The 16,023-nt window shown below is 72.5% G+C and carries 15 protein-coding genes; 9 read left to right on the forward strand and 6 right to left on the reverse strand.

What is annotated here, in order from left to right; genetic code table 11:
- Window positions 1-912 carry a PAC2 family protein gene (locus ACIA5G_RS47415; protein WP_395935962.1) on the reverse strand — a complete coding sequence of 304 codons (912 nt, stop codon included), beginning with the start codon at window positions 910-912 and terminating at the stop codon, window positions 1-3.
- A 38-nt stretch (window positions 913-950) separates the two neighbouring features.
- Here ACIA5G_RS47415 and metH point away from each other — a divergent pair, with 38 nt between their 5' ends.
- From metH to hisG, 6 genes are all read left to right on the forward strand, one after another.
- A complete protein-coding gene (gene metH / locus ACIA5G_RS47420; protein ID WP_395935963.1) occupies window positions 951-4,499 on the forward strand; it encodes a methionine synthase in 3,549 nt (1,182 codons plus the stop codon).
- Between the two features lie 49 nt (window positions 4,500-4,548).
- Complete coding sequence (locus ACIA5G_RS47425; RefSeq protein WP_395936161.1) at window positions 4,549-5,181, forward strand: HAD family hydrolase; 633 nt, start codon at window positions 4,549-4,551, stop codon at window positions 5,179-5,181.
- A gap of 59 nt (window positions 5,182-5,240) precedes the next feature.
- Window positions 5,241-6,704, forward strand: a complete 1,464-nt coding sequence (locus tag ACIA5G_RS47430) for an AlkA N-terminal domain-containing protein (RefSeq protein WP_395935964.1) — start codon at window positions 5,241-5,243, stop codon at window positions 6,702-6,704.
- A gap of 19 nt (window positions 6,705-6,723) precedes the next feature.
- Window positions 6,724-7,215 carry a methylated-DNA--[protein]-cysteine S-methyltransferase gene (locus ACIA5G_RS47435; RefSeq protein ID WP_395935965.1) on the forward strand — a complete coding sequence of 164 codons (492 nt, stop codon included), beginning with the start codon at window positions 6,724-6,726 and terminating at the stop codon, window positions 7,213-7,215.
- Window positions 7,216-7,329: 114 nt separating this feature from the next.
- The gene (locus ACIA5G_RS47440) at window positions 7,330-7,593 is read left to right on the forward strand and encodes a phosphoribosyl-ATP diphosphatase (RefSeq protein ID WP_247023247.1); all 264 of its coding nucleotides are present in this window, start codon (window positions 7,330-7,332) and stop codon (window positions 7,591-7,593) included.
- A gap of 50 nt (window positions 7,594-7,643) precedes the next feature.
- Complete coding sequence (hisG, locus tag ACIA5G_RS47445) at window positions 7,644-8,489, forward strand: ATP phosphoribosyltransferase (RefSeq protein ID WP_395935966.1); 846 nt, start codon at window positions 7,644-7,646, stop codon at window positions 8,487-8,489.
- 48 nt (window positions 8,490-8,537) lie between these two features.
- On the opposite strand, the gene ACIA5G_RS47450 is transcribed toward hisG, so the two are convergent.
- The 3 genes from ACIA5G_RS47450 to ACIA5G_RS47460 form a co-directional block, all read right to left on the reverse strand.
- Window positions 8,538-9,473, reverse strand: coding sequence for a ParA family protein (locus ACIA5G_RS47450; protein ID WP_395935967.1), 936 nt, complete (start codon window positions 9,471-9,473; stop codon window positions 8,538-8,540).
- Between the two features lie 64 nt (window positions 9,474-9,537).
- Complete coding sequence (locus ACIA5G_RS47455) at window positions 9,538-10,329, reverse strand: thioesterase family protein (protein WP_395935968.1); 792 nt, start codon at window positions 10,327-10,329, stop codon at window positions 9,538-9,540.
- A complete protein-coding gene (locus tag ACIA5G_RS47460) occupies window positions 10,329-11,231 on the reverse strand; it encodes a RecB family exonuclease (protein ID WP_395935969.1) in 903 nt (300 codons plus the stop codon). The genes ACIA5G_RS47455 and ACIA5G_RS47460 overlap by 1 nt, the downstream gene beginning before the upstream one ends.
- A 277-nt stretch (window positions 11,232-11,508) precedes the next feature.
- On the opposite strand from ACIA5G_RS47460, the gene ACIA5G_RS47465 reads away from it, so the two are divergent.
- The 3 genes from ACIA5G_RS47465 to ACIA5G_RS47475 all read left to right on the forward strand — a co-directional run bounded on the left by ACIA5G_RS47465 (window position 11,509) and on the right by ACIA5G_RS47475 (window position 14,356).
- Window positions 11,509-12,666: a site-2 protease family protein gene (locus ACIA5G_RS47465; protein WP_395935970.1), complete on the forward strand. Its 1,158-nt coding sequence runs from the start codon at window positions 11,509-11,511 to the stop codon at window positions 12,664-12,666.
- A 72-nt stretch (window positions 12,667-12,738) separates the two neighbouring features.
- Complete coding sequence (locus ACIA5G_RS47470) at window positions 12,739-13,569, forward strand: tRNA (adenine-N1)-methyltransferase (protein WP_395935971.1); 831 nt, start codon at window positions 12,739-12,741, stop codon at window positions 13,567-13,569.
- 4 nt (window positions 13,570-13,573) lie between these two features.
- Entirely contained in the window at window positions 13,574-14,356 is a 783-nt protein-coding gene (locus tag ACIA5G_RS47475; RefSeq protein ID WP_395935972.1) for a pentapeptide repeat-containing protein, read from the forward strand.
- Here the strand turns inward: ACIA5G_RS47475 and ACIA5G_RS47480 are convergent.
- The gene (locus ACIA5G_RS47480; RefSeq protein ID WP_395935973.1) at window positions 14,353-14,802 is read right to left on the reverse strand and encodes a hypothetical protein; all 450 of its coding nucleotides are present in this window, start codon (window positions 14,800-14,802) and stop codon (window positions 14,353-14,355) included. The genes ACIA5G_RS47475 and ACIA5G_RS47480 overlap by 4 nt on opposite strands.
- A gap of 13 nt (window positions 14,803-14,815) precedes the next feature.
- Window positions 14,816-15,733 (reverse strand): hypothetical protein, encoded by a 918-nt coding sequence (locus tag ACIA5G_RS47485; protein WP_395935974.1) that lies wholly within the window; start codon window positions 15,731-15,733, stop codon window positions 14,816-14,818.
- Window positions 15,734-16,023: the final 290 nt, after the last annotated feature.

Genomic DNA, 16,023 nt, shown 5'->3' on the forward strand with positions numbered 1-16,023 from the left:
TCAGCGGAGGCCGAAGCCTTCCTGGCCGCCGCTGCCACCACGGCCGCGGCGGCGCAGGTAACGCTCGAACTCGGCGGCGATCTTGTCACCGCTCACGTCCTGCTCCGCGACCTCGGTCTGCGCGTCACCGCGTTCTTCGAGGCTGCGGACGTACTCGCTGATCTCTTCGTCCTCGTCGGCCATCTCGCTGACCGTGCGCTGCCACTCCTCGGACTGCTCCGGCAGGGCGCCCAGCGGGATCTCGACGTCGAGGATGTCCTCCAGCTTGTGCAGCAGCGCCAGCGTCGCCTTCGGGGACGGCGGGTGCGACACGTAGTGCGGCACCGCCGCCCAGATCGACACGGCCGGGATGCCCGCCTGCACGCAGTAGTCCTGCAGGATCCCGACGATGCCGGTCGGGCCCTGGTAGTTGTTCAGGTCGAGCCCGTAGAGCGACGCGGTGTCCTTGTCGTACGCCGTCCCGGTGACCGGAACGGGCCGGGTGTGCGCGGTGTCGGCGAGCAGCGCACCGAGCGTGACGACGGTGGCGACGTCCAGCTGCTGGATGTGCTCCAGCAGTTCGGCGCAGAAGGCGCGCCAGCGCATGTTCGGCTCGGGCCCCTGCACGAGCACCACGTCGCGGTCGAACCCGTCGGGGCGGCACACCGACAACGTCGTCGTCGGCCAGTCGACGCGGCGGGTCACGCCGTCGACCATCCGGACCGTGGGCCTGCTGACCTGGAAGTCGTAGTAGTCGTCGGGCTCCAGCTCGGCCAGTGGAGTGGCGTCCCAGTTGAGCTGCAGGTGCTCCACGGCCCGGCTGGCCGCGTCACCTGCGTCGTTCCAGCCTTCGAAGGCGACGACCATCAATGGCCGGGTGGATTCGGTGCGGTCGCCAGGCGGCCGCGGGGTCTCGTCGACGGGCTCACTCACCAACCCAGCCTACGACCACCGGCCTTACCCTGTTCAGCATGTCCGACCGGGTGTCGCCGCCGTTCCTGGAAGCCCTGCGCTCGCGCGTGCTGGTGGCCGACGGCGCGATGGGCACCGCACTGCAGGCCCACGACCTGAGCCTGGACGACTTCGGCGGCCTGGAAGGCTGCAACGAGATCCTCAACGTCACCCGGCCGGACGTGGTCCGGTCGGTCCACCGCGGTTACCTGGAAGCCGGCGCGGACGCCGTCGAAACCAACACTTTCGGGGCCAATTTCGCCAACTTCGCCGAGTACGACATCACCGGGCGCATCTTCGAGCTGGCCGAGGCCGGGGCCCGGCTGGCCCGCGAGACCGCCGACGAGTTCTCGACGCCCGGGCGCCCGCGGTTCGTCCTCGGCTCGATCGGCCCGGGCACGAAGCTGCCGACGCTCGGGCACGCGCCGTTCACCACGCTGCGCGACGCCTATCGCGAGGAGGTCCGCGGCCTGCTGGCCGGCGGCGCGGACGCGGTGATCGTCGAGACCACCCAGGACATCCTGCAGACCAAGGCGTCGATCATCGGCGCGAAGCGCGCCATGGCCGCCGAGGGCCGGCACGTGCCCATCCTCGCTTCGATCACCGTCGAAACGACCGGCACGATGCTGCTCGGCACCGAGGTCGGCGCGGCGCTGGCCGCGCTGGAACCGCTCGGCATCACCGCCATCGGGCTCAACTGCGCGACCGGCCCGGCCGAGATGAGCGAGCACCTGCGGCAGCTGGCCAAGCACGCCCGGGTGCCGCTGTCGGTGATGCCGAACGCCGGCCTGCCGGAGCTGGGCCCGGCCGGCGCGGTGTACCCGCTCGGCCCGGAAGCACTGGTCGAGGCGCTGACCGGGTTCGTCCGCGAGTTCGGCGTCGGCCTGGTCGGTGGCTGCTGTGGAACCACCGACGAGCACATCCGGCAGCTCGCCGCCGCCGTCGCGGAGATGGCGCCGGTCCCGCGGCGGCCGCGTCCGGAGCCGGGCGTGTCGTCGCTGTACCAGGCGGTGCCGTTCAAGCAGGACGCCAGCGTGCTGATGATCGGCGAGCGGACCAACGCGAACGGCTCCAAGGCGTTCCGCACCGCGATGCTCGACGGGCGCTGGGACGACTGCGTCGAGATCGCCCGCGAGCAGACCCGCGACGGCGCTCACCTGCTCGACCTGTGTGTCGACTACGTCGGCCGCGACGGCACCGCGGACATGGCCGAACTGGCCGGGCGCCTGGCCACGGCGTCCACCCTGCCGATCATGCTGGACTCCACCGAGGTGCCGGTGCTGCGGGCCGGGCTGCAGCGGCTCGGCGGCCGGTGCGCGGTCAACTCCGTCAACTACGAGGACGGCGACGGACCGGAGTCCCGCTTCGCGCAGGTCATGGCGCTGGTCAGCGAGTACGGCGCGGCCGTCGTCGCGCTGACCATCGACGAGGAAGGCCAAGCCAGAACTGCCGCGAAGAAGGCCGACATCGCGTCGCGGCTGATCCGCGACATCACCGGAAACTGGGGGCTGCGAACGTCGGACGTCGTCATCGACGCGCTCACCTTCACCATCGCCACCGGCCAGGAGGAGTCGCGCCGCGACGGCATCGAGACGATCGAAGCGATCCGCGAGATCAAGCGCCGCCACCCCGACGTCCAGACCACGCTCGGCCTGTCCAACATTTCGTTCGGGCTCAACCCGGCCGCGCGGCAGGTGCTGAACTCGGTGTTCTTGCACGAATGCGTCCAGGCGGGACTGGACACCGCGATCGTGCACGCGTCGAAGATCCTGCCGATGGCCCGGATCCCGGACGACCGGCGTGCGGTCGCGCTCGACCTCGTCTATGACCGCCGTCGCGAGGGTTACGACCCGCTGCAGGAGCTGATGGCCCTGTTCGAGGGGGTGAGCGCGGCGTCGTCGAAGGCGTCGCGGGCCGAGGAGCTGGCCGCGTTGCCGCTGTTCGAGCGGCTGGAACGCCGGATCGTCGACGGTGAGCGCAACGGTCTCACGGCCGACCTCGACGCCGGCCTGGCGCAGCGGCCCGCCCTCGAGATCATCAACGACACGCTGCTGGCCGGCATGAAGACGGTCGGCGAGCTGTTCGGGTCCGGGCAGATGCAGCTGCCGTTCGTGCTGCAGTCCGCCGAGGTGATGAAGGCGGCGGTGGCGCACCTCGAGCCGCACATGGAGACCGGCGACGACTCCGGCAAGGGCCGGATCGTGCTGGCCACCGTCCGCGGCGACGTGCACGACATCGGCAAGAACCTGGTCGACATCATCCTGTCCAACAACGGCTACGAGGTGGTCAACCTCGGCATCAAGCAGCCGATCACGACCATCCTCGACGCGGCCGAAGAGAACGGCGCCGACGCGATCGGGATGTCCGGCCTGCTGGTGAAGTCCACCGTGATCATGAAGGAGAACCTCCAGGAGATGAACTCCCGGGGTGTCGCCGCGCGGTGGCCGGTGCTGCTCGGCGGCGCCGCGCTGACCCGGTCCTACGTCGAGAACGATCTTTCGGAGCTGTACCTCGGTGACGTCCGCTACGCGCGGGACGCCTTCGAAGGCCTACGGCTGATGGACGCGATCATGGCGGCCAAGCGGGGCGAATCGACCATTGTGGACACCGAGGCGGAGGAGAAACGCCGGGAGCGCAAGGAACGCCGTGCGCGCTCGCTGCGGATCGCCGAGGCCCGCAAGGCCCGCCAGGCCGAAGTCTCCGACGACCCGCTGCCCGCTCGTTCGGACGTCGCCACGGACGTCCCGCTGCCGGCCCCGCCGTTCTGGGGCAGCCGCGTGGTCAAAGGCGTCCCGCTGGCCGAGTACGCCGCGATGCTCGACGAGCGGGCGACCTTCATGGGGCAGTGGGGGCTCAAGGGTGCCCGCGGCGGCAGCGGGCCCACGTACGACGAGCTGGTCGAGTCCGAGGCACGGCCACGGCTGCGGTACTGGCTCGACCGGCTGACCGCCGACGGCGTGCTGGCCCACGCGGCCGTCGTCTACGGCTACTTCCCGTGCGTCGCCGAGGGGGACGACCTCGTCGTGCTGACCGAGCCTTCGCCCGACGCGCCGGAGCGGCTGCGGTTCACCTTCCCGCGGCAGCGCCGCGACCGGCGGCTCTGCCTGGCCGACTTCTACCGCCCGCGCGAGACCGGTGAGGTGGACGTCGTCCCGTTCACGGTCGTGACCATGGGCCAGCCGATCGCCGACCACGCCAACGAGCTGTTCGCCGCCGACGCCTACCGCGACTACCTCGAGGTGCACGGCCTCGGCGTCCAGCTCACCGAGGCGCTGGCCGAGTACTGGCACTGCCGCATCCGGCAGGAGCTGACCTTCCCCGGCGGTGTGGCGGTCGCCTCAGAGGACCCGCACGACGTCGAGGAGTTCTTCAAGCTCGGCTACCGTGGAGCGAGGTTCTCACTGGGCTACGGCGCCTGTCCCGATCTCGAGGACCGGGCGAAGATCGTCGCGCTCCTCGAGCCGGGCCGCATCGGCGTCAAGCTGTCCGAGGAGTACCAGCTGCACCCCGAGCAGTCGACCGACGCGATCGTCTGCCACCACCCGGAAGCGAAGTACTTCACCACCTAGACCCTGGAGGGGATCCACTGTGGACGGTCTCGACGCCGTGTTGTGGGACATGGACGGCACACTCGTCGATTCCGAGAAGCTGTGGGACGTCGCGCTCTACGAGACGGCGGAAGCCCTCGGCGGCAAGCTCACCGAAGCGCAGCGGATGACCCTCGTCGGGTCCAACATGGACGACACCTCGGCGTACCTGCTCGAGGTCACCGGCCGCGAGGTCACCCCCGAGTCGGTGGCCGAGACCGGCGAGCAGATCCGCCGCCGCACCGCGGGGCTGTTCGACGACGAGCTGCCGTGGCGCCCCGGCGCCCGAGAGGCGCTGACCGCGGTGCGCGAGGCCGGCCTGCGCTCCGCGCTCGTCACCTCCACCGAACGGGACCTCACGGAGCTGGCGCTGAACACGATCGGCCGCGAGTTCTTCGACGTCACCGTGTGCGGCGACGAGGTCGAGGGGTTCAACAAGCCGCACCCGCGCCCGTACCTCAAGGCCGCCGAGCTGCTCGGCGTGGACCCGGCGCGGTGCGTCGCGGTCGAGGACTCGCCGCCGGGCACCGCGTCGGCGGTCGCCGCGGGCTGCGCGGTCCTGGTGATCCCCAACGACGTCGAGGTCGAGCCGGGGGAGCGGCGCATCTTCCGGGACACGCTCGTGGGGGTCGACGTGCCGGCGCTGGCGGCCCTCCTGGGCTGACCACCACCCTGTCGTTTTTCCGCTAGCCCCGGTCCGCCGGGTCGGCAATGCTGGGCTGCGTGCATGAGGACTTCGAGCGGTGCGTGCGGGCCGTGCAGGGCAAGGACGCCCGGTTCGACGGGTGGTTCTACACCGCGGTCGTGACGACCCGGATCTACTGCCGGCCCAGCTGCCCGGTGGTGCCGCCCAAACCGCGGAACATGACCTTCTACCCGAGCGCCGCGGCCGCCCAGCAGGCCGGCTTCCGGGCGTGCAAACGCTGCCGCCCCGACGCCAGCCCGGGCTCACCGTTGTGGAACGAGCGCGCCGACCTGGTGGCGCGGGCGATGCGGCTGATCGCGGACGGCGTGGTCGACACCGAAGGCGTCCGCGGTCTCGCCGCCCGGCTCGGCTACAGCGTCCGGCAGGTCGAGCGTGAGGTCCTGGCCGAACTCGGCGCGGGCCCGCTGGCGCTCGCGCGAGCCCAGCGTGCGCAGACCGCGCGGACCCTCATCGAGACGACCACCCTGCCGATGACCGAGCTGGCCCTCGCGGCCGGGTTCGGCAGCATCCGGACGTTCAACGACACCGTCCGCGAGGTGTTCGCGCTCTCGCCGACCGAGCTGCGCGCCCGCGCGAAGGGCAAACCGTCGGCCGCGGCCGGGGCGATCGTCCTGCGGCTGCCGTACCGGAAGCCGCTGTGCCCGGACAACCTGTTCGGGCACCTCGTGGCCACCGGCGTGCCGGGCGTGGAGGAGTGGCGGGACGGCGCCTACCGCCGGACGCTGCGGCTGCCGCACGGCCACGGCGTGGTCGCCCTGCGCCCCGAAGACGGGCACATCGCCTGCCGCCTCACCCTCACCGACCTGCGGGACCTGCCTTCGGCCACCAGCCGGTGCCGCCGCCTGCTGGACCTCGACGCCGACCCGGTCGCCGTCGACGACCAGCTCGCCGCCGACCCGCTGCTCGCGCCGCTGGTGGCGGCCGCGCCGGGCCGCCGGGTCCCGCGCACGGTGGACGGCGCCGAGTTCGCCGTGCGGGCGGTGCTGGGCCAGCAGGTCTCCACGGCGGCGGCGCGGACCCACGCGGCCCGGCTCGTCGTCGCGCACGGCGAACCGGTCGACGACCCCGAAGGCGGTCTGACGCACCTGTTCCCGTCACCCGAGGCCCTGGCTTCGCTGGACCCGGAGGCCCTCGCCATGCCGCGCAGCCGCCGTCGGACACTGCTGGCTCTCGTCGAAGCCCTGACCGGCGGGCTCGACCTCGGCGCCGGCAGCGACTGGGCGGGCACCAGAGCCGCACTGGACGCGTTGCCCGGCTTCGGGCCGTGGACCGTCGAAAGCATCGCGATGCGCGCGCTCGGCGACCCGGACGCGTTCCTGCCCACCGACCTCGGCATCAAGTACGCCGCGGAGACGCTCGGCCTCGGCGGCCAGGCCGCTGTTGTCACCCGCTCCGCGGCGTGGCGCCCGTGGCGCGCCTACGCCACCCAGCACCTGTGGGCCACCGGTGACCACGCGATCAACCGCATGCCCGCCGCCTGAACCTTCGACAGGAGAATCCATGCGTTCCCACACCGTCGTGGACAGCCCGTGCGGGCCGCTCACCCTGGTCGCCCAGGGCAGCGCCCTCTGCGGGCTCTACATGGTCCGGCAGCGGCACCGCCCGGACCAGCTCACCTTCGGCGAGCCCGACCCGGGAGCCGACATCTTCGTCCGCGCCGAGACCGAGCTGAAGGAGTACTTCGCCGGTCAGCGGAACGAGTTCGAGGTGCCGCTGACCCTCGTCGGCACGCCGTTCCAGCAGCGCGTCTGGACCGCACTGCAGGACATCCCGTACGGCGCCACGACTTCCTACGGCGAGCTGGCCGACCGGCTGGGGCAGCCCACCGCGTCGCGCGCGGTCGGCCTCGCCAACGGCAAGAACCCGATCAGCATCATCGTCCCGTGCCACCGGGTGGTCGGCGCCAGTGGCTCCCTGACCGGCTACGGCGGCGGCCTCGAGCGCAAGCGGTACCTCCTCGACTTCGAACAGGAGCACGAAACCCGCTTCTGACCGGCGGGGCGTCCCACCCCTCGGGAGCCGAAGTCCACGAAGGTGTGACATCGGCGGCACCCGGGCCGGGCCGGGGCGCCAACGGCCCGGCCGGGATGGAAGGATCTGCAGATCGTGAAGACCTTCGATGAGCTGTTCGCGGAGCTTGCCGAGCGCGCGCGTTCCCGTCCCGACGGGTCCGGCACCGTCGTCGCCCTCGACGCCGGGGTGCACGCCCAGGGCAAGAAAGTGCTCGAGGAAGCCGGCGAGGTGTGGATCGCCGCCGAGCACGAGTCCGACGACCGCCTCGCCGAGGAGATCTCCCAGCTGCTGTACCGGGTGCAGGTGCTGATGCTCGGCCGTGGTCTGTCGACCGAGGACGTCTACCGCTACCTGTGACGGGTTTCGCGAGGTGACTGGACCCCGCGAGGAACGAGGAGAGAAGCGAAATGCTGCGTGTTGCCGTGCCGAACAAGGGAGCCCTCGCCGTCGCGGCGACGGAGATGCTCGGCGAGGCGGGCTACCGGAAGCGGCATGAGCAGCGCGACCTGACCGTGCTCGACCACGTCAACGAGGTCGAGTTCTTCTTCCTGCGCCCCAAGGACGTCGCGATCTACGTCGGGTCCGGTGACCTCGACCTCGGCATCACCGGCCGCGACCTCGCGCTCGACTCCGGCGCGCCGGTCGAGGAGATCCAGGCGCTCGGCTTCGGCGGCTCGACGTTCCGCTACGCCGCCCCGGCGGGCCAGGACTGGAAGCCGGCAGACCTGCAGGGCAAGCGGCTCGCGACGTCGTACCCGCGGCTGGTGCGGGACGACCTCGCGCGCCACGGCGTCGAGGCCGAGGTGATCCGCCTCGACGGCGCCGTCGAGATCTCGATCCAGCTCGGCGTCGCCGACGCGATCGCCGACGTCGTCGAGTCCGGCCGATCGCTGCGGCAGAACAACCTGGTGGCCTTCGGCGACCCGATCTGCGTGTCGGAAGCGGTGCTGCTGCAGCGCAAGGGCACCGAGCAGAGCAAGGCGAAGAGCCAGCTCGCGGCGCGGCTGCGTGGTGTGGTGTTCGCCCAGCAGTACCTGATGCTCGACTACGACTGCCCGCGCACGCTCGTCGAGCGCGCGATCGCCATCACGCCGGGCCTGGAGTCGCCGACGGTGGCGCCGCTGGCCGACGACGACTGGGTGGCCGTGCGGGCGATGGTGTCGCGCAAGGACGTCAACCGGGTCATGGACGAGCTCGCCGAGGTGGGCGCGAAGGCGATCCTGGCGTCGGACATCCGCTCCTGCCGGCTCTGAACCACTCCGTTCGCGGGCGGGAATGCGCTTCCCGCCCGCGAACCGGGGTCAGCGGGGGCGGTGCGGCTTCTTCGGCAGCAGGTCGTAGAGGCCCTTGCGGACGCCGTTGTCGTTGGTGTTACGGGCCACCGACACCTCGGAGATGAAGTCCTCGAAGACGAACTCCTCGTCGGCCGGGATCACCGCGGGCGCCGAGTTCTGCTCCAGGTAGGTGTCGAGCGTGCCCGCGATCTCGCGGAACGACAGCGCCTGCAGGGTTTCCGGGGCGTAGGTCGTCACCGGGACGCCGTGCGCGGCCGCCTCGTTCATCACCACGCCCAGCGGCAGGTGCGACAGCATCGGGATGCCGAACTCGTACATCTCCTGCAGCGCCGCGGCCGCGTAGTGCGAGATCGGCCGCCGGTAGAGGCTCGGCACCAGGCCGAACCACGACAGCGGCTGCCGGCCGACGGTCTGCTCGACGTACCGCACCTGGTCGGCGAGCAGCCGCAGCGCGCGGATGCTCGTCTTGTCCGGCTGGACCGGCACCAGGATCCCGTGCGACGCCGCCAGCGCGTTGTTGGTCAGCACGTCCAGCGCCGGCGGGCAGTCGATGATGCAGTGGTCGTAGTTGGCGAACTGGATGACCCGGGCCAGCTGCCAGCCGGGCACGCGGAACGAGTCGAGCCGCCGGATCAGGTCGAACATCCCCGGTGACGTCGGGATGACGTCGAGCGCGCCACCCCGCCCGAGGTTGCTGCGCGGATGGGGGACGACGAGCTCCTCGATCGGCCCCTTCCACGTCTTGGCCAGAGCTTTCGCCAGCGTCGGCGAGTCCCCGCGGATCTCCTCCAGGCCGAGCATCTCGGTCGTCGCGTGGCCCTGCGGGTCGAGGTCGACCAGCAGCACCCGCCGGCCCCGTTCGGCCAGTGCGGCCGCGGTGCCGACGCTCAGCGAGGTCTTGCCGACCCCACCCTTCTGGTTGACCACCGAGGTGATCTGCATGCCGGAGCGCTCCTCATGTCGGTCGTTCCGCGAAGGTTATTGGATGCGGGCCCGTTGTGGGTGGCTATCCGCCCCCGGCCTGTCGCGGGCGGACCAGCAGCGCCTGCGCGCCGGTGGCGACCGGGCCGTCGCCGTCGTGCAGGATGCTGGTCGCCGTGCCGATGCCGTGCTTCCCGACCAGCGTCACGGCGTCGAGGCCGATCCACTCGCCGGCCGGCGGCCGGCGCAGGTGCACGGTCAGCTCGGAGTTGATGAACCACCACCGGCGCGGGTCGAGGTAGTTCGACACGCCGTTGCCGGAGTCGGCCACCGCGAACAGCCGCTGCAGCCCGCTCGGCTCCTCGCCGTCGACCAGCGGGACGCGCTGGCGGGCCCAGACCGCCGCCGGGCCGGGCACGTCCATGCCGCCGCGCACCGCACGCCACTCCATCGCGTCGAGGTAGCCGCTCTGCCAGCCCTCGGGCCACGGCGACTCGGTGACGCTGTCCGGCGCGGGCAGCAGCGGGCCGCCGTCGGTGCCGATCTCGGCGGTGTCGGCCGTCGCGAGGCGCCACGCCGATGCCCGCGCGATCACGCGGTCCGCACCGGCCAGTTCCGCCTGGAGCAGCTCCACCGACCGGCCGGGCCGCTCGACCCGCGCCCGCACGGTGAGCTCGGCGACCGGCGCCGGGCCGAGGATCTCGACGGTCACGCGCGCGAGCTCCGCCGGGTGGCCGGTTTCGACGGTTTCGAGAGCGCGTACCAGCAACGCCGAGGGCGGGCCGAAGTGCTGGGACTCCGAGGACCACGGCCCGGCGGTGTGTGCGGTCGCGGAGAACCGGCCTTCGCCGAGCGGGACGTAGAACGCGTCGGCCATCAGTCGGCCCGGTCCAGCGGCGTCTCGTCGCCCGCGTCGGGTTCCGGCCAGCCGGGGTACGCCGGCGGCGTGCCGCCGTACTCGGGGCAGTGCGCCTGGTGGTCGCACCAGTTGCACAGCTTGCTCTTGTTGGGCCGGAAGTCGCCGGTCTTGCCCGCCTTGAGGATGGCCTGCCAGATGGCTTCCAGGGTGCGCTCGAACCGGACCAGCTCGGCTTCGTCCGGGGTGTAGGCCAGCGACTGGCCGTCGGTCAGGTACATCAGCTTCAGCTGGCGCGGCACGATCCCGCGCAGCCGCCACAGCACCACGGCGTAGAACTTCATCTGGAACATCGCCTTGGCTTCGCCGATTTCACGCGGTGCGGCCCCGGTCTTGTAGTCGACGACCCGGATCTCGCCGGTCGGCGCGACGTCCACCCGGTCGATGTAGCCGCGCAGCAGCACCCCCGAGCCGAGCTCGATCTCGACGTGCAGCTCGCACGCCTCCGGTTCGAGCCGCCGCGGGTCCTCGAGCTCGAAGTAGGCGTCCAGCAGCTTTTCGGCCGAGCGCAGCCAGTCCGCGTGGTCGTCCGGCTTTTCGCCGTCGAACAGCTCCGTCCACTCCGGACGGTCGGCGGACAGCTCCGTCCACGCCGGACCCAGCAGCTCCCGCGCCCGCGGTGGCACGCGTTCGCCGGCCGGCAGCGCGAACAGCCGCTCCAGCACCGAGTGGACGAGCGTGCCGCGCAGCTGGGCCTTGGTCGGCACCTCCGGCAGCCGGTCGACCGCGCGGAACCGGTAGAGCAGCGGGCACTGCTTGAAGTCGCTGGCCCGGGACGGCGACAACGCGGGCCGCCGGCGCACCTGGGTGGCGACGGCGGAGGCGGCGAGGGGATCCGTGGTGACGGTGTCGGCGTCGGGCATGGGCAGAGCGTAACGCCGGGGTCCGACAGTTCCGGCGACCGCAACGCCCGATCCCCGCCCCAGTCCGGACGACACGCGTATCCAGCCGGACGACACTCGTACCAGGCGGACGACACGACCACACGCAGCCGTGTCGTCCATCCCGGTACGCGTGTCGTCCGTCCAGGTGCGAGTGTCGTCCCCGTGGGCACGCGCGGCGGGTGACCGGTGACACGACCCGGTCGCGGGCGGGCCCGGATCACCCGCTTCCCACACCGGGGGCTCTAGGCTCTCGGGCATGGCCGCGACCAGTGAGCAGGGCACCGGCGGCGCCCGGCAGGCCGTCCGCCCGGACGGAGGCCTCGTGCTGTTCCGGGTCGCCGGGGTGCCGGTGCTGCTCGCGCCCTCCTGGTGGATCGGCTCGCTGATCGTCGTCGTGCTCTACGCGCCGCTCGTCGGGCGGCTGCTCCCGGACGCCTCGGCGGCGACGTCGTGGCTGCTGGCCGGCGCCTTCGCGCTGCTGCTGGGCCTGTCGGTGCTCCTGCACGAGCTCGGCCACTGCCTGGTCGCGCTGCGGCTCGGGATCCCGGTGCGGCGGCTGCGGCTGTTCCTCCTCGGCGGCCTGTCCGAAGTGGCCCGCACGCCGAAGCGTCCCGGTGACGAAGGCCTGGTCGCGGCGGCCGGGCCGGCGGTGTCACTGCTGCTCGGCGGGTTCTGCGGCCTGCTGATGTTCGCCGTGCCGCCGGACGGCGCGGTCTGGCTGCTGGTGGCCGAGTGCTCGGTGGCGAACCTCGCGGTCGGCGTCTTCAACCTGCTTCCCGGCCTGCCGCTGGACGGCGGCCGGCTGGTCCGCGCCGGCGTCTGGGCGGTCACCGGCACCCGGGCGAAGGGCACGCGCGCCGCGGTCGCCGGCGGCGCCGTCGTGGCCGCCGGGCTGCTCGTGTGGGCGTTGTGGGGCCTGGCGACCGGCAGCCCGGACCGGTGGCTGCGGCTGGGCGTCTGCGTGGTCACGGCGTGGTTCGTGATCCTCGGCGCGCGCTCCGAGCTGGCCGCCGAACGGCGCCGCGGCTGGCCGGAGGGCCTGGTGCTGGGCGAGCTGGTCCGGCCGGTGCTGCAGCTGCCCGCCGAAAGCCCGGTGTCGGACGCGCTGGCCGCGTCGGCCGGCCGGGGTGTGGTGCTCGTCCGCGCCGACGGGGTCGCCGCCGGGCTGCTGGACGAAGGCGCGGCGGAGCGGCTCGCGGGTTCGTCGCCGCACGCGCCGGCCGAGCTGGCCGCCGAGCCGATCCGGGCCGAGACCGTGCTGCTGGCGTCGGAGCCGGGGGAGGACATCGTCGAGCGGGTCCGCGAGACCCCGGCGTGGCAGTTCCTCGTCGTCGACGACGAAGGCCGCCCGGCGGGTGTGCTGCGCCGCGACGACCTGCGCGCCGCCCTGAACCGCCGCGCCCGCCGAGCCTGAGACCCGCTGCGTTCCCGGCCCCGGCGGCCTGCGAAGATCTGTCGTCGGCCATTCGGGGTACTGGAGGAAGTGTTGTCGGTCAGCGGACCGTTTCGTGCGGGTGATCGGGTGCAGTTGACCGACTCGAAGGGGCGGCACTACACCCTGACGCTGGCCGACGGCGGTGAGTACCACACGCACCGCGGCGGTCTCGCCCACGACGACCTGATCGGCCGCCCCGAGGGCTCGGTGGTGACGTCCGCGGGCGGGTCCACCTACCTGGCGCTGCGCCCGCTCCTGCCGGACTACGTGCTCTCGATGCCCCGTGGCGCGCAGGTGATCTACCCGAAGGACGCCGCGCAGATCGTGATGTGGGGCGACATCTTCCCGGGCGCGCGGGTGCTCGAAGCGGGTGCCGGCTCCGGCGCGCTGACGTGCTCGCTGCTGCGCGCGGTCGGCTCGACCGGCCAGGTGAGCTCGTACGAGATCCGCGAGGACCACGCGGTGCACGCCGAGGCCAACGTGGTGAAGTTCTTCGGCGAGAAGCCGGCGAACTGGTCGCTGACCGTCGCGGACCTGGCGACGCACGAGGGTGAGGTCGACCGGGTCGTGCTGGACATGCTGGCCCCGTGGGACCAGCTGCCGAACGTCGCCGCCCACCTGGTGCCGGGCGGCGTCCTGACGGTCTACGTCGCGACGGTCACGCAGCTTTCGCGTGTCACGGAGTCCCTGCGCGCGCAGCAGTGCTGGACCGAGCCCGAATCGTGGGAAACGCTGATGCGCCCGTGGCACGTGGTCGGCCTGGCGGTCCGCCCGGACCACCGGATGGTGGCCCACACGGCGTTCCTGCTCACCGCCCGGCGGCTCGCGGACGGGACCGTGTCACCCCGGGTGTCCCGGCGGCCGAGCAAGGGCAAGGGCTGACCCGGTGACCGCGCGCCGGCGGCTCGGGCTGGCGGTCACCGCGGCCGGGCTCGCCGGGCTGGTCGCCCTGTGCGTGGTGTTCGCGCCGTCCTGGCTCGTCGGCGGGGTGTCCGGGCTGACCGCGGCGGAACGGCTGAAGGCGGTCAACGACGTCCGGTCGACACTGCTGCAGGCCCTGGGCGGCCTGCTGGCCCTCTCGGGTGCCGGACTGGGCGCGTACCTGACGTTCCGGCAGCTCCAGCTGAACCGGGAGAGCCGGTCGATCGACCTGTTCACCAGGGCGATCGAGCAGCTCGCCGTCGAACACGAGGCGACGCGGCACGGCGCGGTCTACGGCCTGGAGCGGCTGGCCGACCTCGATCCCCGTTACCGCGGGCACATCCACGCGCTGCTGACGTCGTTCATCTGTCTTCGCGTGCCATGGGAACCCGGGACGCCCCGCCGCGAGGGCGGGCTGGCGAACGACGTCGCCGCCGCGTTCGCGGTGCTGAGCCGGGGCAGCGTGATCGAAGCGGGTGCCGGCTCCGAGCTCGAGCGGGTCGACCTGCGGGGCGTCGACCTGACCGGACTGGCGATCCCGCGGGTCTGTTTCGCCGGTGCGAACCTCGAGGGTGCGGTGCTGCGGAACGCAAAGCTGGCCGGCGCGACCCTGACGGGCGCGGACCTGCGGGACGCGGACCTGCGCGGGGCCGACCTCACCGGCGCCGACCTGACCGACGCCCGGCTCGCCGGGGTGCGGGCCGATGGCGCCACCCGGTGGCCGGCCGGGTTCGAGCCGCCGGGCTAACCCGGCACGCACCACCGGCCGTTCTCCTTGTGCAGCGGGAACGGTGTGTCCTTCGTGCCGCCCGCCGCCTCGACGTGCACCACCACCGTCGCGGACTCGCCGCGGACCTCCGGGGGCCGGGGCAGGGTCGCCTTGACCGGGCCGGCGGCGTCCCAGGTTCGCTGCAGCCCCGCCAGCGCCTCGGCGGTTTGCGGGCGGCAGGTCAGCTTGCCGAACGCCGCCGAGTCGTGCGCGGTGATCGCGTCGACGATCGCCCTGGCCAGCACGTTCACCGCCGCCGTGTCGACCGCGCTCGGGGCGGTGGACGTCGCGGGGCGGGTCACCGGCGGGGGCGGGCTCGACGGCACGGGCGGGGAGCCGGACGGCGCCACGAGCAGCAGTCCCAGCACCACGCCCGCGCCGGCCGCGCCGAGCAGCACCAGCCCGATGGCGAGCGTGCGGTTCACCGACGGAAGGCGCTCACGAGCCGTCCGCCTTGACGTTGGACAGGCACCAGAGGCCGGATTCCTTCTGGGCCGACATCGTGCCGACCTTGGTCTTGCTGCCGTCGGTGGCCGAGTAGCGCACGGTGGCCTTCTCCCCGGTCTCCTGCGGCGTGCCGGTCAGCTTGACCGTGACCTTGGGGATTTCGCCGGTGGTGCCTTCGTAGACGCTCCGGCAGATGACGTCGCCGAGCGCCTTCTCGTCCGTCGCGTTGTAGGCGGAGATCGTCGAGTCGAACAGCTCCTGGGAGCTGGGCTTGCCGCCGGGGGCGGGGCCGCCGGCGGGCTTGCTGCTCTTCGTCGAGGGGCTGGTCGGCGAGGTGGACTTGCTCTTCGGGGTGGACGTCTTGGGCGCGGACGTCGGGGCCTGGGAGCTGCTGCTCGCGGGCGGCGCGGCGGCGTTGTTGTCGTCCCCGCTGTTCGCGACCACGGCCCAGGTGACCCCGCCGCCGACGAGGATCACCGCGGCGGCCGCGATGCCGATGATGAGCCCGGTTTTCTTCTTCTTGGGCGGGGGCGCGTCACCGAAGCCGCCGCCCCCGTACGGGTCGTAGCCGCCGAAGCCCTGCTGCTGCTGGTCGTAACCACCCGGCTGCTGCTGGCCCCACTGGTCCTGCTGCCCGTACTGGGGATAGCCCTGCTGGGGCTGAGGGCCCGTCTGGGGCGGGTAACCGCCCTGCTGGGGCTGGCCGTAGGGGTCCTGCTGGCCGAACTGCTGAGGCTGGCCGTACGGGTCGGGCTGGCCGAACTGCTGGGTGCCGCCGTAGCCCGGCTGCGGCTGCGGCCCGCTCTGGGGGTAGCCGCCCTGCTGGGGCTGGCCGTAGGGCCCGGGCTGCTGCCCGTAGCCGCCGGGCTGCTGGCCGTAGCCGCCCGGTTGCTGCGGCGGGTAGGTCATGGGTGGTGCCCCCTAGCGTCCTTCGGAGAGACCGGCCATCGAGCGGCCGACGTCGGCCCGATGCTAGCCATCGGGCGTGCCCGCCGCGCGGTTAGGGCGGAACTGGCCGGAATTGCCCGGCTCGGCCGCGGTTGGCGCCGTCCGGGGCTGGGTACTCCCGTCGTGCTTGCTTCGTCCAACCCCGGAACACCCCGCGACACACCCGGGCTTCGGCACACAAATGGCCCCTTGCGCTGCGGGAATGTCCGTGCTGGACGAGGTGCTGAAACCGCGACGCGCCGATCTTGTGA

Source organism: Amycolatopsis sp. NPDC051758 (assembly GCF_044453095.1).
Classification (GTDB): domain Bacteria; phylum Actinomycetota; class Actinomycetes; order Mycobacteriales; family Pseudonocardiaceae; genus Amycolatopsis.